Origin of the sequence: Caenispirillum bisanense (genome assembly GCF_900230255.1) — a bacterium.
GTDB classification, from domain to species: Bacteria; Pseudomonadota; Alphaproteobacteria; order Rhodospirillales; family Rhodospirillaceae; genus Caenispirillum; species Caenispirillum bisanense_A.
This window is the reverse complement of the sequence record NZ_OCNJ01000013.1, coordinates 41,822-68,026: the sequence shown is the minus strand read 5'-3', so window position 1 is coordinate 68,026 and position 26,205 is coordinate 41,822. Positions and strand designations below refer to the sequence as shown.

Genomic DNA, 26,205 nt, shown 5'->3' with positions numbered 1-26,205 from the left:
CTTGCCGGTCGCCGCCTCGGCGTAGGCGCACCGCGTGCCGGCGCTTGCCCCATCAGTCGGTGCAGGCACGGCCGATCACCACGTTGTTGTCGCCCGTGATGCGCAGCGTGTAGCGGCAGTCCCACAGCAGGACGGTGACGATGAAGGTGGCCACCAGCCAGCCGCCGACCCCGAGCTGGCCGAGGTAGCAGGCAGCGGTCGCCATGGTCACAGCCCCTTCCACGGGTCGTCGTAGAGCGCGATCTCCAGGTCGCTTAGGCGCTCCCACCGCATCCAGGCGGCGTGCCGGGCTTCGCGCGCCTTCTCGGCCGCCAGCTGCAGCTGGAGGCGCTTGGAGGTCGACAAGCCCTCCTTCGCGCCATAAGCCGCATCAAAGGCATCGCGCTCGGCGACGGTCAGCCGTTCGTGTTCCGCCCACGCCTCATCGATGTCGCGTTTCACACGCGCCTGCCGGATCTCGCGCACGTACGTCTCCAGGCCCCCGACCTGGAAGAGCGAACCGCCGAGCTTCAGGCAGAGCTGCACCAGCTGATCCTTGGTCAGCTTCGCCAGGCGCTTTTCCAGGTCGCCCTGGGTCGGGAGCGCGCGGACCACCCTCTGGCTCCCCATCACTCCCTCCCGATCAGGCCGGCGGTGCCGCCGGCGAGGCCGTTGCGGATCTCCACCTCGCCCCCGGCCACGTACCCGGCCGCCGCCGCCCGCATGTGCCTCGTCGAGGGCTTCTTCGTTCCGTCCGCTTCAAGCCCGGTGTAGAGCGTCGCGAGGTAGGTCTTGGCGGCAGCGATGCGGGCCGGGTCGGGCCGGTCGAAGTGCTGCGCCAGGGTCCGCTCCAGCCGCATCGCCATGCCGGCGCGGAAGGCCTCGCAGGCCCGCCGGCGGGACCCGCCCGCCTTTTTGCGCTTGTACTCGCGGCTGTCCTGGTAGCGCCGGACGGCCGCCTCGATATGGCGATGCAGGTAGGTGTGCAGGTACACGGCGATGGTCGGCCCCGGCTGCTCGCCGACGTAGGCGCGCCGGGACTGGATGCCGACCTCGCGCACGCTGACGCAGCCGGTGTAGTGGGCCAGCACCGACCACAGACGGTCTACCGCCGTCGGGCGGGCCGTCGACGGCGCCCGGTCGACGTCCATCACCAGGTCCTCGCGCGACAGGCCGTGCTCGCTCATGAGGCGGGCAGCCATGGCGGCGGCCGCTTCCGCCTCGGCATCGGTGCAGCCGCGGTCGGTGGTCTTGCCCAGCAGCGCCTGGATGCGCCGCTTGATCGTGTCCTTGTCGGCCATCAGGCCCTCCGTCAGAAGAGAGAAAGCTGCCCGCGCGGCGGCGGGGGCGGGAGCTGGCTGGTCCGCTCGCGCCAGTCCTCGGGGTCGGGACGTCCCAGATCGCTGGCGCGAGGCTCGACCACCGCCACCTCCACCGGCGGCGCCGGCGGATCGTCGGCCGACAGCAGGGCCAGCCCGATCGTCCCCAGCTCGTCGCCGCGGGCGCTGGCCAGGATCTCGCCCGAGGCCCGGTCGCGGATCTCCAGCACCGGTTCCATGCCCCGGCCGAACCGGATGCGCGGCACCGGCCACTCGGCGCGGACGTGGCTGGCGACGGTGGTCCGGTGGGTGATCCAGACGATGTCGTCGACCAGCTCGACGGCGCCCGGCTGCTCGGCATGCCAGCGGTCGAGCACGTCGACGGGCGTCACGGGCTCGCCGGCGTCCTGGTGATGGAGGCAGAGCCACAGGCCCCACCGGAGCAGCGCGTCGGTGTGCGGCATGCTCACAGCCTCGGCTCTTCCAGGCGGCGGTCGGCGCCGAGGTTCTTGTTGTAGGCGCGGGTCAGCCGCATCTGCAGGGCGATCTCAGTCTTGCCGCGGAAGCTCTTGGCCGCGATCCGCGCCTCGTCGATTTCGTCGTCGAGGTCCAGATCGGCCAGGATGCGCACCAGGCGTTCCTGCTCGACCTTGCCGGGGTTCATGGCGTGCAACCGCGTCAGGGCCTTGATCGTCGCCGACCGGAAGGCGTTCTCGGCTTCGCCCTGTGCCGTCACCAGGGCGCGCAGGCCCTGGCGGAGGCTCTCTTCGTCCAGGGCCATGCAGGCTTCAATGGCGGCCAGGGCCACCGTGTGGCCCGGCTTCTGGCGTCCGGTGCCGACACGGGAAATCACCACCCCGCAGGCGTCGCACAGCTCCTTGATGGCGACGGCCTGCGGCACGCCGGCGGCATGATCGGCCCAGAAGATGTTGACCCGCGTGACACCGATGCGGTCCTTGTTCACGCCCTTGAACGCCACGGCCTGCGCCGCGAGGTCCGGTGCGTCCACGATGATGCAGGGCACCTCGGGCAGCTTCAGCAGGCGGGCCGTCTCCAGACGGTGCTGACCGTCGAAGACGGCGTGATCGCCGATGCGGTCCCCCTCGCTCACGAGCAGGACGCCGAACTTCTGCCACGCGAAGGCGGCCGCCATCTTGCGGATGCGCTTCCAGCCGTCCTTGGTGATGCTCCGCTGGTAGCGTTCGTCGACGACCAGCGTATCCGTCGGCAGCCATGCGAAGCGCGGCGGCGTGCCGTAGGTGGTCGAGGGGGTGTCGGTCATGGCTCTAGTCCCTCCCTCAGTGAAGCCGGCCGCGGGCGGACGGTGCCGGAGGCGGCGGTGCAGGGGTGCCGGGGATCGCGGTTTCCGCCAGATGCTCGACCATCAACTGGCCACCGGCTCGCAGGACGACGTGGGCGATCTTCGCGCCGTCCCAGCCGGCCTTGCGCCCGGCCTTGACGACGGCGGCGAGCAGCAGGCCGATGGTGTCGTCCTCGGTGCCGACGACCTTCGCTTCGGCCGCGACCTGAGCGGCATGGTCCGCCACCCGACAGGCCGGGCAGCCGCAGGTGACCCGGTCAGCCATTGGTGGCCTCCGGCGCGGAGATGGAGATGTCGACGCGGCTGCCCGGCATGACCCGGATCGTCGCGACGTACACGACGCCGGTCTTTTCCTGCTCCACTTCGAGGCGAGCGCCCCCACAGGGCAGCGCGGTCTTCGCCTTGATCGGCCCCTGCAGGCCGGGCGGAACGAAGACGATGTCGCCGACGGGCGGGAACTCCAGCGGCTTACCCATGGTCGACCTCCCCGCTCTCGCCGCCGGCGCCGTCCAGGTGGGACGTGACCATGCCCTCGGGCACCTCGGCGCTGGCGAGGTCGATGGCGATGGTGGCCCACCCTTGGGCGCCGCTCGGGCGATGTTGCAGGCGGATGTACGTCTTCGAGCCGACGACGCGGATGCTCTCGCGCAGAGCCTCCATGGCGCGCTGCCACAGCGGGTCCTGGATCTCGACCCGCAGCAGGCGGAACACCGCCTCGCGGCTGACCGTACCGGTCTTGTCGGTGCGGAAGGCCTCGGTCACCAGCGCCTGCAGCTCGGGCCGGGCGTCGACGCTCCAGGTGCGCAGGCAGTCGTCGATCATGTCCTTGGCGACCTGCAGGCCCGGCCCGAAGTCGAGCTGGTCGTTGATGCGGACCTGCACGCGCATGGTGCCGTCGTAGGTGGAGAGGGTGACGTTGCCCTTGCCGTCCAGGCCGCGCGGCCGGTGGCCGTACTTGTCGGCGACCAGGTCGAGGTGGGTCGCCACGTCCTCGAACGTGTGGCCCTTGAACCGGCCGATCTGCGCGGCGAGGTCCTGGGCGAAGCCGATGATGGTCCGAACGGTCTGGTCCTCCAGGCGCTCGTGATCCTTCACCATGCTCTCGGGCACGAGGCGCCCCTTGGCGTCCTTCATGTAACCGGCGGGGAGGTCGGTGGTGGTGGTCATGCTGTCCTCGGTCAGGTGGTGGGGGTGATGGTCTTGGCGCGCGGGTCGCTGGCGGCGCCGGAAAGGGCGAGCCGCTCCGCGTGGGGCAGCGGCGCCGGCGGCGGCCGCAGGACCGTCAGCAGGCGGCCGAGCAGGAGGTGACGCAGGGTCATCGCGGGTCTCCAGGTCGGGGTGTGGCGGGGGTGAAGTATTTGCAGGCGTCCGTGGTCGCCGGGACCGGTTGGCAGGCCTCGGGCCGCAGCCCGGCCATGCGGGCGGCTTCCTGGCAGGTGTACTTCGTCCTGCCGTCGAAACGACGGTGGCCGCAGTCGCCGCAGGTCTTGCCAGTAGGGCCGCCGCCGGGGACATGAGCGAAGCGGGTCTTGGGCGGCTTGATCGGGGGGCGGCGGCTCATGACGGCCTCGCCGTGGCGATCAGGGCATGGGCGAGCAGCAGGAGCTGGGACTGCACGGGCATGGCGACGGACGCCCCGCCGATCACCAACTGCGCCAGCTCGAAGGCCTGGCCGACGGGAACGTCGGTGACCATCAGGCGGTCCTCGGTCTCGCCGGTCTCGATGGAGAGGCACACGATGCCGCCCTCGTCGAGGCTGACCCCACACCACACCTTTCCGCCACGGGCCGCACCGCGCGTGGTGACGATGGTCCCCCACCGCCCGTCGGGCAGGTGATGCCGCTCGCCGATCCGCGGCGGCTTCATGCCGCACCCCCTGCCGCGCTGCGGCGCTCCGACCGTTCGGCGGTGCCGGCCGCCAGCTCCAGGAAGTCGGCGAACTGCTGGAGTTCGATCGGCGTCATGGCCTCCCACGGGTCCATGTCGGCCAGCGTGCGGAGGCCCGCCGCCGTCTCGCGCAGGCGGTCGGCCACCGTCGCGCAGGGCGCCATGGATGCGAGGTAGTCCAGCTGGTCGGCCAGCACGCGCTGCGCCGTCGAATGCTGGTGCCGCTGGATGCGCACATCCCGTGCAAGGTTTCGCAAGCGGTCGCTGAACATGCCTTCACTCCCCGTTGAAGGGGCAGCTGCGGCAGGCGTCGTACATCTGCCTGCGCAAGCTGCTGGTGGTCTCGAAGGTCTTGGCGCGCTCGCGCCATTCCATGCACTGCACGAGGGCCATGGTGCCCAGTTCCGGGCAGGCCACCTCGGCGGCCATCAGTGTCGCCCGCACGGCCTGCTCGACCTTGCCGAGGTCCCCGTTGTACCGGTTGCCGATGACGTAGCTGAGGGTCGCGGCCGAGTACCCGACCGTGCGCGCCACCTTCTGCTGGCTGGCCTGGTCGCACCGCTCGGCCAGCACCGCCACCCAGTCGGGCAGATCGGGCCAGGCGGCGGCGGCCTTGTCGCGATGGCTCATGACGCGCCTCCCTCGACCTCGGCGGTGCCGACGTGGCGCCGCAGGTTGGGGTCCCACACCGCCTTGATGCGCTGGATCTGCGGCGCCAGCGGCCCGGTGCGCATGTTCGGCAGGAGGCGGTAGACCGTGCGGCCGCCGGTGGTCTTGCCGGGCGTGACGACGGCGAGGTACCCGGCCCGGTGCAGCGCCCGGAGGTATCGGCGCGCCGTCTCCACCGCCACCGGGTCCTCTTCGGTGCTGGCGGTGACGGCCAGGTCGTCGGCCGAGAAGCCTCCGGCGCCGGCCATCTTCATCACCCGCCACATCTGCTCCTGCCCCAGGGCAGGCTTGCGCAGGGTGCCGTCCCGCCGCACCGACGGAGCGTCGGGCTGATCGCGCCGCAGCTCGTAGACGGTATGATCGCCGTCCTTTCCGACGGGCTCGACGAAGCCGGCGCGCTCCAGGCCCTTCAGGTAGCCGCGGATGGTTTCGCGGTGGACGTTGCACCGCTGGTCGACGTCGGCCAGCCGGAACCGCCGCAGCTCGCGCATGATGTCCCAGAAGCCCTGTTGGCCGCGCGGCACTCGCACCGACAGCTTGGCCTCTTCATCCACCGGACGGCGCCCCATCAGCCGACCCTCCGGGCCGGCGTCTGGCCGGTGTAGAAGCCCCGGTCACCCCAGGCCGCCTCGTCGACCGCACCCCACCCGTTCACCGCAGCCTCGGCGGCGATGTTGTAGAGGTTGACCACCATACGCCGGGGCCGCCCGCCGCTGGCCTTGACCAGGGCGGCCATCAGGCCGGCGGAGATCTCCACGTCGGCGTGGAACAGCTGGGCGAGGACGTGGGCGTCGTCGACGCTGGCGGGCTGGGCCGGCTGCCACACGAGAACCCGGTTGTGGGTCCGCTCGGACGCACGGGCGATCATGTCGGGCAGGCCCTCTTCGCCGATCAGGGCGATCGGCGCGCCGGACTGGTCGTGCAGTTCGCGGATGGCTTCGATGTAGCCCCGCTTCACGATCTGGTCGCCCTCGTCGACGATCAGCGGCCGGCCGGTCATGGCCAGCGCCGAGATCGCCTCCTCCATCATGTCGGCAGCGGTGCCGCGCGGCTTGCGCCCCATCTCGATCAGCAGCGACCGCAGGAACTTCAGCTTCGTCCAGCTCTCGCCGCACTCCAGGTAGAAGGCGCGCCGCTTGTTGGCGCCGTAGCGGGCCGACCAGGTCTTTCCGTAGCCCGAGAAGCCGTGGAACACGCCGATGCCGGGCAGGTGCGCCGGCCGTTCGATCAGGCGCGTCAGCATGTCGGCGAACAGCGCGACGTTGGTCAGCGGCGCGATGGTGCCACCACTGGCGGCGGGGGCATTGACGGTAAGGGAGGTCTGGGTCATAACGGTCCTCTGGAAGGTACTAGTCACCTCGCGGCCGGGCTCGACCCCCGGCCGCATCCTTTTCGGGTCACGCCGTTTCCGCGACGTAGGCCCCGCCGAAGTCCTGGTGCAGTTCCTGCTGCACCCGGAACTCCGACTGCTTCTGGTAGCGCTCCAGCCACTGAAGATCCGCGGCATCCACCGGCCGGCCGGCCTCGCGCGCGGCCTGCACGGCCAGCGCCTTGCGGTATCGTTCCTTCGGGGTCTGCGGCTGGGTCGGCGTCGGCGCCGGGGCGGACATTTCCGCCTTCAGGCGCTCCACCGACTGGCTGATCATCAGCCGGTCCTGGGGTGCCGGCTCGGGCGCCGGCCGCGTGCCGCCATGGCGGGTCGGCAGGGCGGCCAGGGCCTCTTCACGGTGGCGATCCAGCAGCTTGATCTGGCCCTGGGCGCGCTTGACAGCGGCGTGCTCCAGCTTGCTCTCCGGCATTTCGGGGATGACGTTGCCGTCGCGCTCCGCGACCGCCAGCAGGCGGCCATCGTCAAGCGTCCGCACCCACACCCGGCTGCCATCGTGGATGTCGTAGCCGACCCGAACCCTCTCGCCGTGCCAGTCCTCCAAGGCGGTCGCGTAGTACCGGCCCCAGGGCAGGCTCACCTCACAGCGGGTGACCGTCCGTTCCTCGTAGGGGCGGAACAGGTCTTCCAGCACCGTCTCGGGCAGCGTGTGCGGCTGCCACCCCTCGTCCAGATGCTTCTGCCACGCCTCGTCGGGGCTCATGTGCCGCAGCTTGCCGGTGATCGGATCGGTGATGCGAGGCAGCGCGCTGTGCGGCCGGGCGTTGTAGGCGTCCACCGTTTCCTGGCACCACGCCATGAAGGTCTCCCACGGCATCAGCCAGTCGCTTGCGCCGTTCTCGCGGATGGCCTTGGTGATCCGGCGGTCGATGCGGATCAGGGCCTCGCGGTCCATGTCGCGGCCGCGATAGGTGACGATTCGGCGGGCCGCCCGCTTCCACATCGCCTGCAGGCGCTCGATCTTGCCGCGCGCCTGGGCGCGGCCGGGCGTCGCCGTCTCATGGGTGATGCCGAGGCGCGCCAGGTGCCCCAGCACCTCGCCGCCCATGACGTTGGCGACGAAGCCCGACCCGTTGTCGGTGTAGAAGATGTCGAAAAGGCCGTGGGTGCTGACCGTGCAGCGGAGGGCGTCGAGGGTGACGTGGCTGGCTTCCGCTATGCCGGTGGACCACCCGACGATCCGGCGCGTGGCGCTGTCGAGCATGGTGACCACCTCTGGCGTGAACGGCCGGCCGTGCTTCGGGTGGGCCACGCCCTGCTTGAGGTTGTGGCCGTCCGCGCTGACCACCTGCATGGGCAGGAGGCCGGCGGTCGACCGGCGCTTGTGCCCCTTGAGCGCCAGCAGGGCACCACTGCTGCGGCGTCCGCGGTCGCGCTCCACCGCACCGAGACCCTTCAGGAAGCGGCGGGCCTGCTCGTAGGACGGCATGTCGACGTCCTCGGGCAGGCGCTCGGCCAGCCGTTCCAGCGTCTCGGCGATCGACGGCTTGCTGGGGATGCGGTAGAGCCGCAGGAACAGCTTCTCCCAGCCCGCCGGCGCCGTCGGCGTGCGGGTGTCGGCCGGCACCAGCGCCGCGGGGCCGCCGGCCGCGAAGTCCGACCGCCACCGCTTCAGGGTGCGCTCGGAAAGCGTCCGTGCCCCGTTTCCGCCGGCCCGCGCATTGGCGACGGGCACCAGCTCTTGCAGCGCCCTCGGCAACTGTCCGGCCGAGGCGAGCGCCACCAGCGTCTTGACCGCCTTGTTGATGCCGCCGACCGCGGCCAAGCGGTCGACCTCCATCAACACCGCCATGCGGGCATCGCGGCACCGCCGCTGCCAGTCCGCCAAGCCGACGGCCGAGGGGGGCGTTGGCGCAGCGGCGACGGCTACCGGCGGCAGCGGCAGGTCCATCTGGGCCGGTGCCTGGGCCGCATGGGCGACGAGCGCCTCCCGAACGTCCTGGGGAAGGCGGCGGGCGTCGAAGAGCTTGATGCGGCCGCCCATGTCTTTCGCTTCGGTGTGCGGCCAGTTCTCACGCTTCGCGCGATTGAGAACGGCGGTGTGCTTTGTTCCGGTAGCCTTGGCGATTTCACTCGCCCTCAGCATGAGCCCGCTCATCGCGATGCCTCCCGCAGAAGGGTCCGCTCCGCCGCCCGCAGCTGCGTCAGCTGGCGCCGCACCCAGCCGAGCTGCGCGTCCTGCGCCTCCCGCCCGTGCAGCACCAGGCTGCCGCGATGGCTGGCCAGCAGCTCGATCAGGCAGGCGGTCTCGGCGGCCGTCTCGAACGCGGCCGCGTACTCAAGCGGGAAGCGGTGCCGCCCGTGGCTGGCGGCCGTCCAGGCGTTCAGCATCGGTTCGGTGATGCGGTCGAGGGTCAGGTCGCTCATGCGGGTGCAGATCTCGGAACGGCTGAGGCAGGACGCCTTCAGCGCCGCCGACATCGCCTCGCAGACCGCGTCCGCGATCCGCAGGCTTCCGGGGGTTGCCGGTCGGGCCGGCGGCACCTGGTACAAGTCGTCAAGCACCAGCTGCCGAGGATCTTTGATCGTCCTGGTCATGATGTTGCTCTTGCCCTTGATGGGGTGGAAAAGGACCCGGCGCGCCGTTTTGCGCGCGCGACGCGCCGGGCCGAGGAACCGCACCGGGGTTGACGGCCAGTGCGGGGGAGGTTGGTGCGGCGCGGTCGCCACGGGTGGGACGGGCCGGGGAATGCCCCCGTGACGACCGCCGCCGCTTCCCCTAGAGTGGAGGTGGGAAAGCAACCACCAGGGGAAAACTATGTCTCTTCACCGGTACGCCCAGGAAGCTCGGGGCCTCGCGATGGAGCAAGGCGCTGGATGGACTGAAGCAGCAATCGACAGGCTCTGTACCAAGCTCGCCGCCATGGGCCTGGTGGGGTGGGCAGAGTGGCAAGCAAAGCACGTTGACGACGTAGCCGCGCTTGTCGGCGCCACTCCCGCCCAACAGAAGAAAATTCTGAAGACTGCGACTGAACCCGAGCTTCTCCGCTTTGGTGCGGTCGCGGCTTCACTGGAGGCGCTTCTTCTGATCCGCGCAGCGGCAGAACTGGAAGATTATGTGGGGACCTCGTATCGGGGACTTCTGTCCCATGCAATAAGGGCAGTGGGGGAAGTGCGTGATGCAGAGCCTCTGTTTGATCCAGCGCCGTACCGCGTGTATGGAGATACGGAGTTCTGGTATCGGGCACTGTCGGCGCTTGCCGGTTCATGTCAGAACTCCGCCATCTGAGTAGACCGGACGTCATTCACCCGCTGAACCGTCTCCACATCCCGGCTCCCGTGCTCCGGCGCGGGGGCTGGGTCCAGCCGGAAGCCGTTCACGCGCTCGATGATCCCGAAGCCCTCTTGCGCGGCCGCCCCGGCGGCGGCATCATGGCTGCCATCCCCCGCATCCGTCGGCCGCTTCGAATGGGCAGAATTCTGCCCATTGCCGCACGCGCCCACCGTGACGGTCAGACCCAGCAACGCCGCCAGCTGGATCACCTTGGCGCACTGCAGCTCGATCGCGCCGCGTTCGTAGTCGCGGTACGTCCGCTGGGACACACCGATCAGCAAACCGGCATCGGCCTGCGTCAGGCCTGCGGCCTTCCGGGCGTCGACGATGCTGGCGCGCAGCCTCGCGACCGTCCCGCGCCACCGGCGCCACGACGGCGGAGGCGACAGCCGGGACATGATCTCCGCGCGGCGGATGGCGCGACGCGCCTGCTGTTCCTGCCGGATCGCCTTGCGCTCTTCCAGCACCTCGTCGATCCCGATGGGGCGGGTCATCTTCATTCCCCCGCCTCCCGCCGCGCCGCGATCCGCGCGACCAGGTCATCCAGATCCAGGTCGACCAGCGGCGCGCCGTCCAGCAGGACCTGCGTCGGCATCAGGTCCGTGCTCAGAAAGCCGAGGCGGTCCTTCAACAGCGCCTGGATGCCCCTGGCCTTGCCGATGAACGGATCATCTCCACCGGCGGCCCGGTTCACATAGGTGGCGATGGTGTCAGCGTCGTGCATGACGGACAGGATCGCCACCACGTCGCCGCCGACGACGGTCAGCGTGCAGCCCGTGTCGCCGATGTTCGGCCACGTCAGGCGGTACAACTCGTCGAACGTCGCCGCCGCCTCGTCACAGCGCAGCATGAACACGGTGTCGGCCGGCAGCGGGCAAGCCGCCAGGGTTTCCTGCTGGCTCTCGGCCAGCCGGTTGGTCATCGTCATCAATGGTACTCCCCTGCGAAAAAGCTGCTTTCCCCGTCGCGGCCCCCGCCGCGTTAGGCCTGGCGGTGCCTAGGCGGCCGCCAGGCCTTCGACATTGCTCTCGGGATCACCGTCCGCTTTACTGCGGGTCGGGTGGATGCGATTGCCGATGGCGTCGTACCGCTCCGGGAACAGGTCGCGCACAGCGATCCCAAGCGCGTCGGCGATGACCTGTTCCTGCGGATAACTCGGACTGCGCATGGCGAAGTACATCGTCGTCTTGCCCCACCCGTTGTCTCGGGCCAGGCCGGCGAGCGTCTTCCCGCGCAGTTTCAGCTGCATGCTCACCCACAGCTGCCGTTCGTGCGGAGACGTCGGAATGTCCTTCGGCTTGATCATATCGCCCCGTGCTGGTCTAGGTTCTGTGACCGCGCCAATTCCCGGCGCAGGAATAGGCATACATCCGTTTCGGTGTTGTCGTCAACATGGAAAAAGATGTGAAGGTCACCGTCTCTCGCCCATGGGGCGGCGGGGGTGCCACAACCAGCCTTATTGCATTGATAGATCAGACTTTTTCCAGGACCTTCACAGCGCCGTCCCAGTGAAGGTCTCGTGTGAAGCTTTGGCCCCTGGGAGCTTCACATCATGAATGATGTATCAGGTCGACTGAGGGCGGTGCGCCAGCACCTCAGGATGAGCCAGCAGGAGTTGTCGACAAAGCTCGGGCTCGGTATCAACTCCTGGCAGCGCTATGAACTCGAAGGGAAACTGCCGAAGGCAGATGTTCTCGAGCAACTGGTCCGCCTCGGCTTCGACGCACACTGGCTGCTGACCGGAGAGGGTACGATGCTTGGCAGCAAAAACGCTGCGCAGGTAGACGCGCAGCTAATGGGCCGCGTCGTTGATGCCATCAAGGCGCTGTACAAGGCTCAGGGCGTCGGGATTGCCGACATCCAGGTCGGGCAGGTGGCCGCCGGCTGGTACAACCAGATCGTCGCCGAGGCACCCGACGATCCCATTGGTCAGGGCCTGGCCCTCGCTGGCCGAATTGAGGAACACCGTGCCCAGTTGCGCCGCGACGCCGCCGATCCTGCCCACGCCAAACGCCAGGCCTGAGATTGGTACGCGACGCCCCCACCCACGGCCCGGCCTCGCCGCAGGGTTTCTGAGGCTTCCAGGCTGTTCTACGGTGAGGCAACTACATGGATGGATCACGGTTGGCAGGGGGCACTGCCGACCGTGATAGCGGCGGTGGGTTGAAGAGTCGTTGACGGGTGATCGTCACGCGCGCCATATGCACCCACCGGGCGCGCAGCCGTGGGCGCATACCCCGCCGGTGGTCGCCACCACCGATAAAGATCGTTCCCCGATCAGTCTGGTGCCAAAGCGCTGCCGATTTCCAATCGATCCCCGATCAGATTGGCGCAGAACGGCTCACCGGGTGCCAAAGCGGCCGTAGCCCCGAAAGGCGCAGAAATCCGCCGGTTAGGCGCCCTTCTCACCGTCCCCCTTGAGTGCCAAACCGATCACCTCCCCACAGGTCTTCTCGCACCTGGAACCACCTGCGTCCCAGAACCACGGAGACGGGGCCGGGCAGGCGCTGGTCGCGTCCCGCAGCGATGGCGGTAATGGCGCGCGCTGGGCGATCTAGAGTGGCGCCAATTAGCCGTAGGTTGACTTTTGCCTTGTAAAAAGTTCCTTTTGGTATCCTTTTATCGCTGAATGATATCAACGTGCGGTCCACGCCATGCCACCGTCGGGAGAGGGCGGTGGAGCGGACCGGCGCGGTGCGGGGAACAAGGCAATGGCAACCGGAACGCTGGTCGGGGCGAGCGGCTCGACCACCATCGATTCGCTCCTCTACGGCAGCAAGTGGAACGCCTCGGCGCTGACCTTCGGCTTTCCGACGCTCGTCGGCGAGGTCACGGGGTATACGTCGGGGCCCGACGGTGACGATTTCCATGCTCTGACCGTGACCGAGATGGCCGCCGTGCGGTCGGCGCTGCAAAGCTGGTCGGACGTCGCGAACCTGACCTTCACCGAGGGCGCGGCCGAACCCGCCGACATGCGGATCTACCGCTACAGTGATATCGGCAATTTGACGGCCCGCACGGTCGCCTTTCCCGGTGCGACCGCGGAAAGCGGCGACATCCAGCTGGGCGCCGCCGTGGCGGGCGACTTCTCGACCGGGCGCTATCCCTACTTCACGCTGGTGCACGAGATCGGCCACGCCCTCGGGCTCAAACACCCGGACCAGGCCGTCAACGGTTTCCCGGCCGCCGATCCGACTGCCGACGGCGTGCCGCTGTCGGTCATGAGCTATCGGTCGACCATCGGCGGCCCGGTCAGCAGCTACACCATCGCGCCGGGCAGCTACCCGTCCCGGCCGATGCTCAACGACATCGCGGCGGTCCAGCACCTCTACGGCCCCAATTGGGCGAACAACGCGGGCGACACGATCTACAGCTTCGATCCGACGGCCCCGGTCGTCTTGATGACGCTGTGGGATGGCGGCGGCGACGACACCTACAACTTCGCCTCCTACGCGACGGCGCTGCAGGTCTCGCTCGAACCCGGCGGGTGGACGGCGCTGGGGGGGCAGTATGCTCTTCTCGACAATTCCGGCGGCACCTACGCGGCGGGCAACATCGCCAATCCCTACCAGTACCAGGGCGACGCCCGTTCGCTGATCGAGAACGCCGTCGGCGGCAGCGGCAACGACACCATCGTCGGCAACGTCGCCGACAACCGCCTGCAGGGCAACGGCGGCACCGATTCCCTGTCCGGCGGCGACGGCAACGACACGCTGCTCGGCGGTGACGGCGCCGATACCCTCGTCGGCGGCGCCGGCGACGACAGCCTCGACGGCGGAGCGGGCGACGACTCCCTGGCGGGCGATGCCGGCGGCGACATCCTGCTCGGCGGCATCGGCGCGGATACCCTCTCCGGCGGCGACGGGTCGGATTCCCTGAACGGCGGCGACGGCGACGATTCCCTGCTCGGCGGCGACGGGGCTGATGGCCTGATCGGCGGGGCCGGCGCCGATACCCTCGACGGCGGCGCCGGCACGGACCACCTGGTGGGCGGCGACGGAGCCGACGTCCTGCTGGGCGGCGCCGCCGACGACACTTTGGAAGGCGGCGCCGACGCCGACAGCCTCGACGGCGGGGCAGGGGCGGACACGCTGCAGGGCGGCGACGGCGACGATACGCTGGTCGGCGGCCTGGGCGACGATGTCTTCATCGTCGGGGCGGGCGACACGGATATCATCGATGACCTCGACATGGGTGACCGTATCCGAGCCACCGGTGCCTCCTTCAGCGGCGCCATCAGCGGCGGTGACGGCACGGCCGTGGCGGCAGGGGCAGTCCAGGTTGCTGCGGGCCCTGGTGACACGACGGTTCTGTACCTCGACGTCGACGGCGTAGCCGGGCAGGCCGACGTGGTCGTCCACATGAAGGGGCTTTTTGACGTTTCGCAGCTGAAGGCAGAGGGTACCGATCTGCGCCGGGTTGCCCCGACGGGCTCCAGCGGCGGATCCGATGGCGGAAGCGGCGGCGGAACGACCACCGAACTCGTCGGCGGGTCGACGGTGCAGCGGACGCCTGCGACCGTCGGCGGAGTCGCCGGCACCACGATCACGGTCACGGCACCACCCGACGATCAGCCGGTCGTGGTTCTTCTTGGTGCGGCCAGCGTCGGTTCCGGGCTGACGGTGTCGTTGCCGCGGGGTATGGCCTTGTCCGCTGCGGGTCCGCTGGAGCCTCTGCCGGTTGCCGGGGCCCTTTCGGTGCTGCAGTCCCTGCTGGGTCTGCCGGCAAGTCTGGGCGCTGGGGCCGCCACCTTCGCCGAGGCGCTGCCGGCGGGCGCCCTGGTGGCTGTGACGACCATGGCGCCTACGGCGTCAGGAGCATCGAGCCCGCTTGGGCCCATCGCCATCACCGGCGGAGAAGCCACCGAAGCCGTCGTTCTGGACGGACGCGGGCTTCCGGCGGGCTCCCCTGTAGCTGTGAACGGCGTGGAATTCCTGGCAGTTCTTGGTCCGGTCACCCTTAGCGGCGGTGCCGGAGCGCAACGTGTCGTCGGAGACGACGCTGCCCAGACCATCGTTCTCGGTCCCGGGGACGACACGCTCGCCGGCGGTGGCGGCGACGATTACATCGGGTCCACCAGCGGCCGCGACATGCTGTCCGGCGATGCGGGTAACGACACCCTGTCCGGCGGTGACGAGGGCGACCGCCTTGCGGGCGGGGCCGGCGACGATGTTCTTCAGGGGGGTGCGGGTGTCGATGCCGCGGTGTTCAGCGGACCTCGAAGCGCCTACGCCATGGCGCGTGGGGCGGACGGACAAGTCGTCGTCGTGGATGCGCGAGGTATCGACGGCACCGACCGCTTGACCGACGTGGAGGTCATGGTCTTCGGCGACGGCGCGGTCGTTCTGCCGACGGTCGACGCGACTGCCGACGGCTTCGACGCTGCCCTGTACCTGCGAACGAATCCCGACGTGGCGGCAGCCGTAGCCGCAGGGTCATTTTCTTCGGCCGAGCAGCATTTCCGGCAGTTCGGTGCGGCGGAGAACCGGTCGCCTAACGCCTTGTTCGACGCGGCCTGGTACCTGACGCGCAATCCCGATGTCGCGGCCGCGGTGCAGGCCGCTGAAATGACCAGTTGGCAGCACTACACGACATGGGGTGCGCGTGAGGGGCGTGATGCCGGACCGCTGTTCGACGGCGATCGGTACCTTCGGGACAATCCCGATGTCGCACAGGCCGGCATGGACCCGCTGGGCCACTATCTGCACTGGGGCGTGGCGGAAGGCCGTGGTGCTTTCCAGGCGGACACCTCCTTCTTTTCCTGATGCTCGCACCCTCTCGCGCCCCGGCGGCTATTCGGCGGCGGCGGCGCGGCCGGCGGCGGGCAGGGTGAAGCGGAAGCGGGAGCCTTCGCCGGGGGCGCTTTCCACCCAGATCTCACCGCCGAACTGGTGGATGATACGCTTGCACACGGCCAGTCCGACGCCCGAGCCGCCGCTGCTGCCCGGGCCGGGGGCGTCCAGGCGCTGGAACAGGCCGAAGATGCGGTCGAAGTATTGCGGCTCGATGCCGATGCCGTTGTCGGCGACGGTGAAGACCCAGCGGCCGCTTTCGTCCACCTCGGCGGTCACCCGCACCCGCGGCGGCACGCCCGGGCGGGCATAGCGCAGGGCGTTGCCGATCAGGTTCTGGAACACGCTGGTCACCCGCGCGTCCACCTGCAGGGCGGGCAGGGCGCCGACGCTCACCTCGCCGCCGCTGGCGGTGACGTCGGCGTCCAGGTTGCGCAGCGCCTCGGCCACCGCCTCCGCCACCCCGAGCGCCGAGCGGTGGGCGGCATGGTCGGCGATGCGGGCGTAGTCGAGCAGGTCGCGTACCAGCGTCGACAGCCGCGTCGCGTTGCCGACCAGGAAGCCGATGTAGTCGTCGGCGTCGGGACCGAGCTTGCCGTGATAGCGCCGCTCCAGCAACTGGGCGTAGCTGACGATGTTGCGCAGCGGCGTCTGCAGGTCGTGCGAGGTGGCGTAGGCGAAGCTTTCCAGGTCGGCGTTGGACCGTTCCAGCTCCAACGTCTTGGCGCGCAGGGCCTGTTCGACGGCGGCCCGGCGGGTGATGTGGCGGGCGGTGCCGAAGGCGGTGAAGGCCATGAGCAGGAACACGAGGCCGCCGAGGGCGCGCAGGGTGGTCATGCCGCCGTCCACGGCCTCCCAGCCGCCGCGCGGAATGGCGGCCATGCGCCACGACCCGAGCGGCAGGGCGACGTCGATCTGTGCCGGGTCGTGGCGGAACACCGCCTCGTCGCCCCAGATCAGCTCGCCCTCGGCGCCGAGCCCGTCGCGGCCGCGGATGGCGAGCTGGAAGGGCAGGTCCGGCGCGTCGATGCCGGCGTCGGCCCAGACCCTGGGGATGTCGAGCACCACGTTGACCATGCCGAAGAAGCGCTCCGGGCCGCCGTCGCTGGCGGGCAGGAACACCGGCGTGCGGGCGATCAGCCCGGTGCCGCCCTGGATCAGCGGCACCGGCCCCTGCAGCAGCGGCGCCCGGCGCTCGATGGTCTTGCGCACCATGGCTTCCTGCTCGGGCACGGCGCTGTAATCGACCCCGATGACGCTCTCGTTGCCGGCCAGCGGATAGGTCATGGCGATGACCATGCCGCGGCTGACGACCATGTTGCGGACGCTGCGGTGGCCGTCCAGCAGCACGGCCGCCATGTTCTCGAAGACCTCGGGGGTTATGTCGCCGTGGGTGACGATGTAGGCGACGATGCCGCGCGCCCGCAGCATGGGGCCGTTGATGGCCGCCTCCATGCGGGCGCGGACGGTGTCGAGCTGGCTGAGCAGGCTGTTGCGCTCTTCCTCGCGCAGGCGCTGGCGCTCCACCTGGTCGAACTTCAGCACCACCAGCAGCGACAGCACCGTCACCAACACCGCCAGGATCCACGGCAACACCGATTGCCGGCCGCCGGGCATGTCGGCTGCCGTCGCCGGTCTGGTTCCCGAAGTGTCGTCCGCTCCCCTCGGCATGATCGTCCCCACGCCTGCCCCGGCCACAGAGTAGCCGAGGCGCAAGCCGGAGAGAACGTGCCAAATGGACCCTGCCGTGGAAACTTCGCTGCTAGTGGTGGCCGCCGAACAGCCGGCCGCGCTCGGTCACCAGCACGCAGACCAGGGCGAGCACGCCGAAGGCCGCGAAGCCCATGGTGAGCGGCTGCACCGTGCCGTCGTAGGCCTGGCCCGCCAGCCAGCCGAACACGGCGCCGCCGGCGGTGCCGTAGAAGCCGGTCAAGGACGAGCCCATGCCGGCGATGTGGCCGAGCGGCTCCATGGCGAGCGCGTTGAAGTTGGGCGCGATGAGGCCGAAGCAGAAGAAGGTGACCATCAGGAAGGCCACCAGCACCGCCAGCGGCGGATGGCCGGGGAAGCCGAACGCGGCCAGCACCGCGCCGGCGGCGACGAAGCCGAGCAGGGCGGCGTGCGACACCCGCCGCATGCCGATGCGCTCCACCAGCCGGGCGTTGGTCAGCGACGCCAGCGCCATGACCGAGGCGACCAGGGCGAACAGCAGCGGGAAAACCTCGGCGGACACGTCGTAGGCGTCCATGAACACCTGCTGGGCGCTGCCGATGTAGGTCATGAGTGCGCCGAACATGAAGCCCATGGCGACCGTGTACCCCACCGTCTGGCGCGTCGTCACCACCGTGCGGGCAGCTTCGCCGACGGAGCCGAGCGACAGCGGCCGGCGCTTGGCCGGCGGCAGGGTTTCGGGCAGACGGATGCCGGTCCAGGCGAGCAGCAGCAGGCCGACGGCGAACAGGGCGGCGAAGATCCAGTGCCAGTCGCCGCCGAGCAGGATGAGGGCGCCGAGCGACGGCGCGATGATGGGGATGATGATGAAGATCATCATGACGAAGGACATGACGCGCGCCATGCCGCGCCCGGCGAAACGGTCGCGCACGATGGAAATGGCCATGATGCGCGGCGCCGCCGCCCCCAGGCCCATCAGCGCCCGCGCCCACAGCAGCCAGCCGAAGTCCGGCGCCGCCAGGGCGCCGAGCGACCCCACGCCGAACACCAGGATGCCGGCGGCCAGCACCGGCTTGCGCCCGAAGCGGTCGGACAGGGGGCCGCACACCGGCTGCCCGGCGGCGAAGCCGAGCAGGTAGGCGGTGATGACCAACTGGCGGTCGTTGGGGTCCGACAGGGCGTAGCTCGCCGCGATGTCGGGCAGCGCCACCAGCATGATGTCGATGGACAGCGCCGTCAGGGCCATCATCAGCGCGACGATCGCCACGAACTCGCCGAAGGCCATGTCCTCGGCGCGGGCGGTGTCGCTGGTGCTACGGGCCATGCGGGCTCCTGGTGTGCGGTGGCTGGGGGCGGTGGGGCGGCGACCGACAACGGCAGCGGCCGGCGGAGGGTTCCGCCGGCCGCCCCTGCGTCTGGTGCAAGGCTTCAGGGTAGCACGGTCGTCCGCCGAGGCACGGGCCGTTGTGGCCGCCGCGGCGGGGCCGCCCGCGGCGGGACGCCGGCCTGGCGGGACGCTCAGCCCTTGGCCGCCTGCTCGGTCCGCCAGGCGGCGGCGCGGCGTTCCATCTCCTCGGGCGGCACGTCCTCGACGTGGGTGGCGATGAACCACTTGTGGCCGAAGGGGTCGATCATCGTCCCCATGCGGTCGCCGTAGAACTGGGTTTCCACCGGCGAGGCGAGGCTCGCGCCGGCCTCCACCGCCCGCGCCGCCAGGGCGTCGACGTCGGGTACGTAGAGCAGCAGGCCGACCGGGCTGCCGCCGTAGTGCTGCGGGCTGCGGGCGCCCATCTCGGGAAACTCGCCCGACAGCATGACGATGCGGTCGCCGAGGCGCATCTCGCCATGGCCGATGCGGCCGTCGCCGAAGTCCATGCGCATGAGTTCCTCGGCGCCCAGGACCTTGGCGTACCAGTCGAGGGCGGCGGCGGCGTCGGCGACGGTGAGATAGGCGGTGACGGCGCCGTAGGCGGCGGGAACGGGCTCGACCATGACGGATCCTCCTCTGGGGGATGAAGGGTGGACGGCCGCCATGCTAGCACAGCATGTTCTTATTGTGTTCCGGAATCTCGCGTTGCGGTGGCGGGCGCTGCGGCGGGCACGCTGCGGCGGTGCAGCAGAACCAGCACGCCGCCGATCACCAGCCCCCAGAAGGCCGAGCCGATGCCGCCCAGCGTCAGGCCCGACGCGGTGGTGAGCAGGGTCATGAGGGCGGGCAGGCGGTAGTCCTCGTCCTGCACGGCGCCTTGCACGGCGCCGCCGAAGGCGTTGACCAGGGCGAGGCCGGCCACCGCCTCGATGAGGATGGGCGGCGAGCGCAGCACCAGCGCCGCCGTCACCGCCGCCAGCACCCCGAGCGCGATGTAGCCGAGGCCGCCGACGAAGGCCGCCTGCCAGCGCCGGCCGCGGTCGGCGTCGGCGTCGGGGCCGGCGCAGAGGGCGGCGGTGATGGCGGCGAGGTTCACGGTCGGGGCGCCGAGCGGCGCCGTGACCACCGAGGCCGCACCCGTCAGCAGGAACAGCGGCGGCACCTTGGGGCGGTAGCCGAAGGTGTGCAGCACGGCGAGGCCGGGGATGTTCTGCGACGCCATGGTCACCACGAACAGCGGCAGGGCGAGGCCGATCAGCGCCTCTACGGTGAACACCGGCGTCACCAGGGTCACCGCCGGCCACGCGAAGCCGTCCGCCGCGCCGGCCGGGGCCTGCACCACCATGGCGGCCAGCGCCACGGCGACGGCGGCCGGCACGGCGTAGAGGCGGGCGACGCGGCCGACGACGATCCACGTCGCCAGCACCAGCAGCGCCACCACCGGCGCCTGCCCGACGGCGACGAAAGGCGCCAGGCACAGCTTCAGAAGGATGCCGGCCAGCATGGCGTTGGCGATGGGCTTGGGGATGGCCGCCACCCACCGTCCGAGCGGCGCCCACAACCCGGCGAGCATGACCAGCGCGCCGGTGACCACGAAGGCGCCGACGGCTGCGGCGAATCCGCCCTCCACCGCCGCGCCGCCGGCCAGCAGGGCCATGCCGGGCGTCGTCCAGGCGATGCTCACGGGCATGCGCGTCCAGCGGCTGAGGATCATGGCCGGCAGTCCCATGGCGAGCCCGACGCCCACCAGCGCCGACACCACCTGCGCCGGGCTCGCGCCCACCGCCGTCAGCCCCTGGATGACCACCGCCACGGAACTGGCGTAGCCCACCAGCGCCACCAGCACGCCGGTCGCGGCCGCCTGGGTGGACAGGCCGCGGCCCGCTGTCGATGATGCCATGGTTCGTGCTCCCCTGTTCAGTCGGGGAAGCGTATATTGGATCCAATATCCACGCAAGGTGCGCCGCCTGTCATGACCCAGCCGCCCCTCGACCTTTCGGCCTTCGTCGCGCGCCACCGGCCGCGCTTCCGCACGGCAACGGAGTTCATCGAGGCGGCCCTGCGCGACGCCATCCTGTCGGGCGCCGTGCCGGGCGGCGCGCCGTTGCGCCAGGAGGACATCGCCACGGCCTTCGGCGTCAGCCGCATGCCGGTGCGCGAGGCGCTGCGCCAGCTGGAGGCCCGCGCGCTGGTGGAGTTCCACCCCCACCGGGGCGCCGTGGTGGCCGAGATTTCCGCCGCCGACATGGCCGACATCGGCGCCATCCGGGCGGCGCTGGAGCCGGCGGCCCTGCGCGCCTCGCTGCCGCACCTGACGGCGGCCGACCTCGACCTCGCGGCCGATCTGGCGGCGGAAATGGACGCCGAGACCGACGCCGGCCGCATGGGCGAGCTGAACCGCCGCTTCCACATGACCCTCTACGCCCGCTGCGGCCTGCCGCGCCTGCTGGGCCTCGTGGAGCAGCACCTGGCGGCGGTGGACCGCTACCTGCGCTTCCAGATGGCGGCGCTCGACTACAACCGGCCGTCGCAGGAGGAACACCGCGCCCTGCTCGCCGCCTGCCGCGCCGGCGACGCCGAGGCCGCCTGCCGGGTGGTGGTGGCGCACGTCGAGCAGGCGCAAGTCTCGCTGGAGGCCTTCCTGGCGGAGCGGGAGGGCGCGTAAACGGCCCATCGGACGCGCGCTTCCTTCCCGCCGGGCGAGCCATCCGGTATGGTCGAGCCGATCGCTCGGCTACCGGAGGTGACGCATGGGACGGTTCGGCATGGGGCAGGCGCTGCGGCGCGTGGAGGACCAGCGGTTCCTCACCGGCACCGGGCGCTACACCGACGACATCCGCCTGCCCGGCGAAACCGTCGGCGTCGTGGTGCGCAGCCCCTTCGCCCACGGCGTCATCCGCGAGCTGGACGTAATGGCGGCGCGGGAGATGCCGGGCGTGCTCGCCGTGCTCACCGCCGACGATCTGGCGGCGCAGGGCATCGGCGACCTGCCGGTCGGGGTGCTGCCGCGCGGCTCCGACGGCGGCAAGATGCCGCTGCTGCCGCGCCCCGTGCTGGCCCGCGAGCGGGTGCGCTACGTCGGCGAGCCGGTGGCCTTCGTCGTCGCCGAGACGCTCGAACAGGCGCGCGCCGCCGCCGAGGCCGTGATGCTCGACGTCGAGGACCTGCCGGCCGTCGCCGATCTGGCGGAAGCCTCCGCGCCCGATGCGCCGGCCCTGTGGGACGAGGCGCCGGGCAACGTGCTGCTCCATTGGGATATGGGCGACGCGGCGGGCGTGGCGGAGGCCTTCGCCGGCGCGGCGCATGTGGTGGCGCTCGATCTGGTGAACAGCCGCCTCGCCCCGACTCCGCTGGAGCCGCGCGGCGCCATCGGCGAATGGGACGCTGCGGCGGGCGCCTTCACCCTCACCACCGGCAGCCAGGGCTCCCACCTGTTGCGCGACTGGCTGGCAACGGCGGTGCTGAAGGTGGACAAGGAGTCGCTGCGGGTGGTCTGCCCCGACGTCGGCGGCGGCTTCGGCATGCGCATGTTCCTGTTCCACGAACAGGCCCTGGTGCTGCTGGCGGCGCGCACGGTCGGGCGGCCGGTGAAGTGGATCGCCGACCGCGGCGAGGGCTTCCAGAACGACACCCACGGCCGCGACCACCTCACCCACGCCGAGGCCGCCGTTGACGCCGACGGGTGCATCCGCGCCATCCGCGTCGACATCCGCGCCAACGTCGGCGCTTACGTCTCGCAATACGGCGCCTTCGTGCCCACCATGGCCGGCAGCGCCATGATGACCGGCGTCTACGCCATCCCGGTGGCGCACGTGCGGGTGCGCTGCATGGTCACCAATACGGCGCCGGTGGACGCCTACCGCGGCGCCGGCCGGCCCGAGGCGGCCTATGTGATCGAGCGTCTGGTGGAAGCGACGGCCCGCCGCCTCGGCCTTCCGCGCGAGGAGGTGCGGCGGCGCAACTTCATCCCGCCGGAGGCCATGCCCTACCGCACGGCGCTCGGCAAGACCTACGACTCGGGCGAGTTCGCCCGCCTCATGGACGCCTGCATGCGCCGCGCCGACTGGGCCGGGTTCGAGGCGCGGCGGGCTGAAGCGAAAGCCCGCGGCATGCTGCGCGGCCTCGGCATGTCCTATTACATCGAGGCCTGCGGCGGTGGCGGCGACGAGACGGCGCACCTGCACCTGGACGCCGACGGCAGCGCCACCGTGCTCATCGGCACCCAGTCGAGCGGCCAGGGCCACGAGACCGCCTACGCCCAGATGGTGGCGGCGGAACTGGGTCTGCCGGTGGATCGCATCCGCGTGGTTCAGGGCGATACCGCCGTGGTACCGACCGGCAAGGGCACCGGCGGCTCGCGCTCGCTGCCGGTCGGAGGCGCCTCGCTGTCGCAGGCGGTGGACAAGGTGATCGCGACGGGCAAGGGCATCGCCGCCCGCCTGCTCGACGTGCCGGCCGAGGACGTGAGCTTCGATGACGGCACCTTCCGCGCCCGCGGCACCAACCAGGTGAAGACGCTGGCCGAAGTCGCCGCCGCCGCCTTCGATCCGGCCGTGGTGCCGGAAGCGACGGGCCTGAAGGAACAGGCCGCCTGGACGCCGCCGGAAGCCACCTATCCCAACGGCTGCCACATCTGCGAGGTGGAGGTCGACCCCGGCACCGGCGCGGTGCGCGTGGTGGGCTATTGGGTGGTGGACGATGTCGGCGTCGTCATCAACCCGCTGCTGCTGAAGGGCCAGATCATCGGCGGCCTGTGCCAGGGCGTCGGGCAGGCGCTGCTGGAGGAAGTGGTCTACGAGCCGGGGACGGCGCAGCTGCTCACCGGCTCGCTCATGGACTACGCCCTGCCGCGCGCCGACCTGCTGCCCGACATCGACTTCTCGACCGTCGAGATCCCGTGCCGCACCAACCTTCTCGGGGTGAAGGGCGCCGGCGAGGCGGGGACCATCGGCGCGACCCCGGCCGCCGTGTCGGCCGTGCTGGACGCCCTGGCGCCGCTCGGGGTGACGCATATCGACATGCCGGCGACGCCATTGAAGGTGTGGCGGGCGATCCAGGCGGCGGCGGGGCCGGCAGCCGCCGCCGAATGATCGGTCGGTTTGCTGCGCCGCCGCATGTCTGCCCCATGGGCAAGGGCGGCGGAACAGGCTATAAAGCCGCCGGGAAGCCCGCGCTTCGCGCGATTAACTGCAATCTGGTTAAGGCAGGCCGATGACCCGCGATTTCAAGGACCTGGCGCTCACCTACCACCGCTGGCCGACGCCCGGCAAGCTCGCCATCACGCCCACCAAGCCCATGGCGAACCAGCGCGATCTGGCGCTCGCCTACAGCCCCGGCGTGGCGGCGGCCTGCGAGGCCATCGTCGACGACCCGGCCCAGGTGGCGGAAGTCACGGCGCGCGGCAACCTGGTCGCCGTCATCACCAACGGCACGGCGGTGCTCGGCCTCGGCGACATCGGGCCGCTGGCGTCCAAGCCGGTGATGGAGGGCAAGGCGGTCCTGTTCAAGAAGTTCGCCGGCATCGACGTGTTCGACATCGAGCTGAACGAGAAGGACCCAGACAAGCTCGTCGACATCATCACGGCGCTGGAGCCCACCTTCGGCGCCATCAACCTGGAAGACATCCGCGCCCCCGAGTGCTTCGAGGTGGAGCGCCGCTGCCGCGAGAAGATGTCGATCCCGGTGTTCCACGACGACCAGCACGGCACCGCCATCGTGGTCGCCGCCGCGGTGCGCAACGGCCTGCGCGTGGCCGGCAAGTCCATCGGCGAGGTCAAGGTGGTGTCCACCGGCGGCGGCGCGGCCGGCATCGCCTGCCTCGACCTGCTGGTGGCGCTCGGCGTCAAGCGCGAGAACGTGTGGCTCGCCGACCGCGACGGCCTGGTCTACAAGGGCCGCCAGATCGGCATGAACGGCTTCAAGGACGCCTACGCCCAGGACACCGCCGCGCGCACCCTCGACGAGGTGATCGACGGCGCCGACGTGTTCCTCGGCCTGTCCGGCCCCGGCGCGCTGAGCGGCGAGCAGGTCAAGCGCATGGCGACCAGGCCGCTGATCCTGGCGCTCGCCAACCCGACGCCCGAGATCATGCCCGAGGAGGCCAAGGCCGCCCGCCCCGACGCCATCATCGCCACCGGCCGGTCGGACTATCCGAACCAGGTCAACAACGTGCTGTGCTTCCCCTTCATCTTCCGCGGGGCGCTGGACGTCGGCGCCACCACCATCAACGAGGAAATGAAGCTGGCCTGCGTCGAGGCCATCGCCCATCTCGCCATGGCCGAGCCGTCGGACGTGGTGTCGTCGGCCTACGTGGGCGAATCCTTGCGCTTCGGCGCCGACTACATCCTGCCCAAGCCCTTCGACCCGCGCCTGATCGTGGAAATCGCCCCGGCCGTCGCCAAGGCGGCCATGGACAGTGGCGTCGCCACCCGCCCCATCGCCGACTTCCGCGAATACCGCGAGAAGCTGGAGCAGTACGTGTTCCGCTCCGGCCTTGTGATGAAACCGGTGTTCGAGCGTGCCCAGGCGCACCCCAAGCGCATCGTCTACGCCGAGGGCGAGGACGAGCGCGTGCTGCGCGCCGCCCAGACCGTGCTCGACGAAGGCATCGCCAAGCCCATCCTCATCGGCCGCCTGGACGTCATCGCCGAGCGCATCAAGGGCCTCGGCCTGCGCATGCAGCCCGACGCCGACGTGGAGGTGATCGAGCCGCTGCGCGACCTGCGCTACCATACGTATTCGGATGCCTATCACCGCCTGCTGCGCCGCCGCGGCGTGTCGCCAGACTACGCCCGCACCATCGTGCGCAGCCGCAACACCGTGTTCGCGTCGCTCATGGTCCTGCGCGGCGAGGCCGACGGCCTGATCTGCGGCTCCACCGGCCGCTATGCACAGCACCTGCAGCACATCCTCGACGTGCTGGGCGTGCAGCCGGGGGTGAACACCATTGCCGCCATGAACCTGCTCATCATGCAGAAGGGCACGTTCTTCATCTGCGACACCTACGTCAACCCCGACCCCGACGCCGACCAGATCACCGAAATCGCCCTGCTGGCGGCGGAAGAGGTGCGGCGCTTCGGCATCGAGCCCAAGGCGGCGCTGCTGTCGCATTCCAACTTCGGCAGCCACGACGACCACTCGGCAGCCAAGATGCGCAAGGCCGTGGAAGCCATCTGGCACCGCGCGCCGGACCTGGAGGTGGAGGGCGAGATGCACTCCGACGCAGCCCTGTCGCAGATCATCCGCGACCGCATCTTCCCCGGCAGCCGCCTGAAGGGCGAGGCGAACCTGCTCATCATGCCGAACCAGGACGCCGCCAACATCGCCTTCAACATGCTGAAGGTGCTGGGCGACGGCCTGAACATCGGGCCGATCCTGCTCGGCGTGGCGCAGCCGGCGCACATCGTGACGCCGTCGGTCACGGTGCGCGGGCTGGTGAACATGACGGCGCTGACGGTGGTCGATTCGCAGCTGCACACCCCGCTGCCGACGGTGCCGCCGCACCATATGCCGCCGCCGACGCTCGATCCGGCGTGAG

At 70.4% G+C, this 26,205-nt stretch carries 28 protein-coding genes and 1 pseudogene; 6 read left to right on the top strand and 23 right to left on the bottom strand.

The genetic code is table 11. The features are described from left to right. Positions 1–52: 52 nt before the first annotated feature. The 16 genes from CRP50_RS25685 to CRP50_RS21665 form a co-directional block, all read right to left on the bottom strand. Positions 53–205: a hypothetical protein gene (locus CRP50_RS25685; protein ID WP_176525298.1), complete on the bottom strand. Its 153-nt coding sequence runs from the start codon at positions 203–205 to the stop codon at positions 53–55. A gap of 2 nt (positions 206–207) precedes the next feature. After that, complete coding sequence (locus tag CRP50_RS21730; protein ID WP_141415223.1) at positions 208–594, bottom strand: hypothetical protein; 387 nt, start codon at positions 592–594, stop codon at positions 208–210. Between the two features lie 14 nt (positions 595–608). Continuing rightward, positions 609–1,280, bottom strand: a complete 672-nt coding sequence (locus CRP50_RS21725; RefSeq protein WP_097281302.1) for a DUF2786 domain-containing protein — start codon at positions 1,278–1,280, stop codon at positions 609–611. Between the two features lie 11 nt (positions 1,281–1,291). Continuing rightward, positions 1,292–1,762 (bottom strand): hypothetical protein, encoded by a 471-nt coding sequence (locus CRP50_RS21720; protein WP_097281301.1) that lies wholly within the window; start codon positions 1,760–1,762, stop codon positions 1,292–1,294. A gap of 2 nt (positions 1,763–1,764) precedes the next feature. Beyond that, entirely contained in the window at positions 1,765–2,580 is an 816-nt protein-coding gene (locus CRP50_RS21715) for a ParB N-terminal domain-containing protein (RefSeq protein WP_097281300.1), read from the bottom strand. A 16-nt stretch (positions 2,581–2,596) separates the two neighbouring features. Next, positions 2,597–2,884: a hypothetical protein gene (locus tag CRP50_RS21710; RefSeq protein WP_097281299.1), complete on the bottom strand. Its 288-nt coding sequence runs from the start codon at positions 2,882–2,884 to the stop codon at positions 2,597–2,599. Continuing rightward, the gene (locus CRP50_RS21705; protein WP_097281298.1) at positions 2,877–3,095 is read right to left on the bottom strand and encodes a hypothetical protein; all 219 of its coding nucleotides are present in this window, start codon (positions 3,093–3,095) and stop codon (positions 2,877–2,879) included. The genes CRP50_RS21710 and CRP50_RS21705 overlap by 8 nt, the downstream gene beginning before the upstream one ends. Then, entirely contained in the window at positions 3,088–3,786 is a 699-nt protein-coding gene (locus tag CRP50_RS21700) for a DUF3164 family protein (protein WP_097281297.1), read from the bottom strand. Before CRP50_RS21700 ends, CRP50_RS21705 begins: the two co-directional genes overlap by 8 nt. An 11-nt stretch (positions 3,787–3,797) precedes the next feature. After that, complete coding sequence (locus CRP50_RS25680; RefSeq protein ID WP_176525297.1) at positions 3,798–3,938, bottom strand: hypothetical protein; 141 nt, start codon at positions 3,936–3,938, stop codon at positions 3,798–3,800. 238 nt (positions 3,939–4,176) lie between these two features. Then, positions 4,177–4,485, bottom strand: a complete 309-nt coding sequence (locus CRP50_RS21695) for a hypothetical protein (protein ID WP_097281296.1) — start codon at positions 4,483–4,485, stop codon at positions 4,177–4,179. Continuing rightward, a complete protein-coding gene (locus tag CRP50_RS21690; RefSeq protein ID WP_097281295.1) occupies positions 4,482–4,778 on the bottom strand; it encodes a hypothetical protein in 297 nt (98 codons plus the stop codon). The genes CRP50_RS21695 and CRP50_RS21690 overlap by 4 nt, the downstream gene beginning before the upstream one ends. Positions 4,779–4,782: 4 nt before the next feature. Continuing rightward, positions 4,783–5,136: a hypothetical protein gene (locus CRP50_RS21685; RefSeq protein ID WP_097281294.1), complete on the bottom strand. Its 354-nt coding sequence runs from the start codon at positions 5,134–5,136 to the stop codon at positions 4,783–4,785. Next, positions 5,133–5,744, bottom strand: a complete 612-nt coding sequence (locus CRP50_RS21680) for a hypothetical protein (protein ID WP_097281293.1) — start codon at positions 5,742–5,744, stop codon at positions 5,133–5,135. Before CRP50_RS21680 ends, CRP50_RS21685 begins: the two co-directional genes overlap by 4 nt. Continuing rightward, the gene (locus CRP50_RS21675; RefSeq protein WP_097281292.1) at positions 5,744–6,505 is read right to left on the bottom strand and encodes an AAA family ATPase; all 762 of its coding nucleotides are present in this window, start codon (positions 6,503–6,505) and stop codon (positions 5,744–5,746) included. The genes CRP50_RS21680 and CRP50_RS21675 overlap by 1 nt, the downstream gene beginning before the upstream one ends. A 67-nt stretch (positions 6,506–6,572) precedes the next feature. Further along, complete coding sequence (locus CRP50_RS21670; protein ID WP_176525296.1) at positions 6,573–8,546, bottom strand: Mu transposase C-terminal domain-containing protein; 1,974 nt, start codon at positions 8,544–8,546, stop codon at positions 6,573–6,575. A gap of 110 nt (positions 8,547–8,656) precedes the next feature. After that, entirely contained in the window at positions 8,657–9,100 is a 444-nt protein-coding gene (locus CRP50_RS21665; protein WP_097281290.1) for a hypothetical protein, read from the bottom strand. A 262-nt stretch (positions 9,101–9,362) separates the two neighbouring features. Here CRP50_RS21665 and CRP50_RS25285 point away from each other — a divergent pair, with 262 nt between their 5' ends. Next, a complete protein-coding gene (locus CRP50_RS25285) occupies positions 9,363–9,791 on the top strand; it encodes a hypothetical protein (protein ID WP_141415222.1) in 429 nt (142 codons plus the stop codon). 230 nt (positions 9,792–10,021) lie between these two features. On the opposite strand, the pseudogene CRP50_RS26570 reads toward CRP50_RS25285, so the two are convergent. The 3 genes and pseudogenes from CRP50_RS26570 to CRP50_RS21650 all read right to left on the bottom strand — a co-directional run. After that, positions 10,022–10,234 (bottom strand): annotated as a pseudogene (locus CRP50_RS26570) (helix-turn-helix domain-containing protein); the annotation flags it as partial. A gap of 98 nt (positions 10,235–10,332) precedes the next feature. Next, positions 10,333–10,764, bottom strand: coding sequence for a hypothetical protein (locus CRP50_RS21655; protein WP_097281288.1), 432 nt, complete (start codon positions 10,762–10,764; stop codon positions 10,333–10,335). A gap of 69 nt (positions 10,765–10,833) precedes the next feature. Continuing rightward, positions 10,834–11,142 (bottom strand): helix-turn-helix domain-containing protein, encoded by a 309-nt coding sequence (locus tag CRP50_RS21650; RefSeq protein ID WP_217992100.1) that lies wholly within the window; start codon positions 11,140–11,142, stop codon positions 10,834–10,836. A 246-nt stretch (positions 11,143–11,388) separates the two neighbouring features. Between CRP50_RS21650 and CRP50_RS21645 the strand changes: the two genes are divergently transcribed. Beyond that, positions 11,389–11,859, top strand: a complete 471-nt coding sequence (locus tag CRP50_RS21645; RefSeq protein ID WP_141415221.1) for a helix-turn-helix domain-containing protein — start codon at positions 11,389–11,391, stop codon at positions 11,857–11,859. 688 nt (positions 11,860–12,547) lie between these two features. Next, positions 12,548–15,601: a matrixin family metalloprotease gene (locus CRP50_RS21640; protein WP_097281286.1), complete on the top strand. Its 3,054-nt coding sequence runs from the start codon at positions 12,548–12,550 to the stop codon at positions 15,599–15,601. Positions 15,602–15,628: 27 nt separating this feature from the next. Here the strand turns inward: CRP50_RS21640 and CRP50_RS21635 are convergent, their stop codons facing one another. The 4 genes from CRP50_RS21635 to CRP50_RS21620 form a co-directional block, all read right to left on the bottom strand. After that, positions 15,629–17,245, bottom strand: coding sequence for a sensor histidine kinase (locus CRP50_RS21635; RefSeq protein ID WP_176525295.1), 1,617 nt, complete (start codon positions 17,243–17,245; stop codon positions 15,629–15,631). A 145-nt stretch (positions 17,246–17,390) separates the two neighbouring features. Next, complete coding sequence (locus tag CRP50_RS21630) at positions 17,391–18,623, bottom strand: multidrug effflux MFS transporter (protein WP_097281284.1); 1,233 nt, start codon at positions 18,621–18,623, stop codon at positions 17,391–17,393. A 194-nt stretch (positions 18,624–18,817) separates the two neighbouring features. Further along, positions 18,818–19,291, bottom strand: a complete 474-nt coding sequence (locus CRP50_RS21625; protein WP_097281283.1) for a VOC family protein — start codon at positions 19,289–19,291, stop codon at positions 18,818–18,820. 59 nt (positions 19,292–19,350) lie between these two features. Continuing rightward, positions 19,351–20,568, bottom strand: a complete 1,218-nt coding sequence (locus tag CRP50_RS21620) for a benzoate/H(+) symporter BenE family transporter (RefSeq protein WP_097281282.1) — start codon at positions 20,566–20,568, stop codon at positions 19,351–19,353. Positions 20,569–20,640: 72 nt separating this feature from the next. Between CRP50_RS21620 and CRP50_RS21615 the strand changes: the two genes are divergently transcribed. The 3 genes from CRP50_RS21615 to CRP50_RS21605 all read left to right on the top strand — a co-directional run bounded on the left by CRP50_RS21615 (position 20,641) and on the right by CRP50_RS21605 (position 26,204). Beyond that, positions 20,641–21,333 (top strand): GntR family transcriptional regulator, encoded by a 693-nt coding sequence (locus CRP50_RS21615; protein WP_097281281.1) that lies wholly within the window; start codon positions 20,641–20,643, stop codon positions 21,331–21,333. Positions 21,334–21,418: 85 nt separating this feature from the next. Next, the gene (locus CRP50_RS21610; RefSeq protein WP_097281280.1) at positions 21,419–23,758 is read left to right on the top strand and encodes a xanthine dehydrogenase family protein molybdopterin-binding subunit; all 2,340 of its coding nucleotides are present in this window, start codon (positions 21,419–21,421) and stop codon (positions 23,756–23,758) included. 121 nt (positions 23,759–23,879) lie between these two features. Then, positions 23,880–26,204 carry an NADP-dependent malic enzyme gene (locus CRP50_RS21605; protein WP_097281279.1) on the top strand — a complete coding sequence of 775 codons (2,325 nt, stop codon included), beginning with the start codon at positions 23,880–23,882 and terminating at the stop codon, positions 26,202–26,204. The last annotated feature ends 1 nt before the right edge of the window (position 26,205 follow it).

Coding starts and splice junctions, on each gene's coding strand:
- CRP50_RS25685 (WP_176525298.1), bottom strand. CDS start 205: ATGGCGACCGCTGCCTGCTACCTCGGCCAGCTCGGGGTCGGCGGCTGG.
- CRP50_RS21725 (WP_097281302.1), bottom strand. CDS start 1,280: ATGGCCGACAAGGACACGATCAAGCGGCGCATCCAGGCGCTGCTGGGC.
- CRP50_RS21720 (WP_097281301.1), bottom strand. CDS start 1,762: ATGCCGCACACCGACGCGCTGCTCCGGTGGGGCCTGTGGCTCTGCCTC.
- CRP50_RS21715 (WP_097281300.1), bottom strand. CDS start 2,580: ATGACCGACACCCCCTCGACCACCTACGGCACGCCGCCGCGCTTCGCA.
- CRP50_RS21710 (WP_097281299.1), bottom strand. CDS start 2,884: ATGGCTGACCGGGTCACCTGCGGCTGCCCGGCCTGTCGGGTGGCGGAC.
- CRP50_RS21705 (WP_097281298.1), bottom strand. CDS start 3,095: ATGGGTAAGCCGCTGGAGTTCCCGCCCGTCGGCGACATCGTCTTCGTT.
- CRP50_RS21700 (WP_097281297.1), bottom strand. CDS start 3,786: ATGACCACCACCACCGACCTCCCCGCCGGTTACATGAAGGACGCCAAG.
- CRP50_RS25680 (WP_176525297.1), bottom strand. CDS start 3,938: ATGACCCTGCGTCACCTCCTGCTCGGCCGCCTGCTGACGGTCCTGCGG.
- CRP50_RS21695 (WP_097281296.1), bottom strand. CDS start 4,485: ATGAAGCCGCCGCGGATCGGCGAGCGGCATCACCTGCCCGACGGGCGG.
- CRP50_RS21690 (WP_097281295.1), bottom strand. CDS start 4,778: ATGTTCAGCGACCGCTTGCGAAACCTTGCACGGGATGTGCGCATCCAG.
- CRP50_RS21685 (WP_097281294.1), bottom strand. CDS start 5,136: ATGAGCCATCGCGACAAGGCCGCCGCCGCCTGGCCCGATCTGCCCGAC.
- CRP50_RS21680 (WP_097281293.1), bottom strand. CDS start 5,744: ATGGGGCGCCGTCCGGTGGATGAAGAGGCCAAGCTGTCGGTGCGAGTG.
- CRP50_RS21675 (WP_097281292.1), bottom strand. CDS start 6,505: ATGACCCAGACCTCCCTTACCGTCAATGCCCCCGCCGCCAGTGGTGGC.
- CRP50_RS21670 (WP_176525296.1), bottom strand. CDS start 8,546: ATGGGCGGCCGCATCAAGCTCTTCGACGCCCGCCGCCTTCCCCAGGAC.
- CRP50_RS21665 (WP_097281290.1), bottom strand. CDS start 9,100: ATGACCAGGACGATCAAAGATCCTCGGCAGCTGGTGCTTGACGACTTG.
- CRP50_RS25285 (WP_141415222.1), top strand. CDS start 9,363: ATGGAGCAAGGCGCTGGATGGACTGAAGCAGCAATCGACAGGCTCTGT.
- CRP50_RS21655 (WP_097281288.1), bottom strand. CDS start 10,764: ATGACGATGACCAACCGGCTGGCCGAGAGCCAGCAGGAAACCCTGGCG.
- CRP50_RS21650 (WP_217992100.1), bottom strand. CDS start 11,142: ATGATCAAGCCGAAGGACATTCCGACGTCTCCGCACGAACGGCAGCTG.
- CRP50_RS21645 (WP_141415221.1), top strand. CDS start 11,389: ATGAATGATGTATCAGGTCGACTGAGGGCGGTGCGCCAGCACCTCAGG.
- CRP50_RS21640 (WP_097281286.1), top strand. CDS start 12,548: ATGGCAACCGGAACGCTGGTCGGGGCGAGCGGCTCGACCACCATCGAT.
- CRP50_RS21635 (WP_176525295.1), bottom strand. CDS start 17,245: ATGCCCGGCGGCCGGCAATCGGTGTTGCCGTGGATCCTGGCGGTGTTG.
- CRP50_RS21630 (WP_097281284.1), bottom strand. CDS start 18,623: ATGGCCCGTAGCACCAGCGACACCGCCCGCGCCGAGGACATGGCCTTC.
- CRP50_RS21625 (WP_097281283.1), bottom strand. CDS start 19,291: ATGGTCGAGCCCGTTCCCGCCGCCTACGGCGCCGTCACCGCCTATCTC.
- CRP50_RS21620 (WP_097281282.1), bottom strand. CDS start 20,568: ATGGCATCATCGACAGCGGGCCGCGGCCTGTCCACCCAGGCGGCCGCG.
- CRP50_RS21615 (WP_097281281.1), top strand. CDS start 20,641: ATGACCCAGCCGCCCCTCGACCTTTCGGCCTTCGTCGCGCGCCACCGG.
- CRP50_RS21610 (WP_097281280.1), top strand. CDS start 21,419: ATGGGACGGTTCGGCATGGGGCAGGCGCTGCGGCGCGTGGAGGACCAG.
- CRP50_RS21605 (WP_097281279.1), top strand. CDS start 23,880: ATGACCCGCGATTTCAAGGACCTGGCGCTCACCTACCACCGCTGGCCG.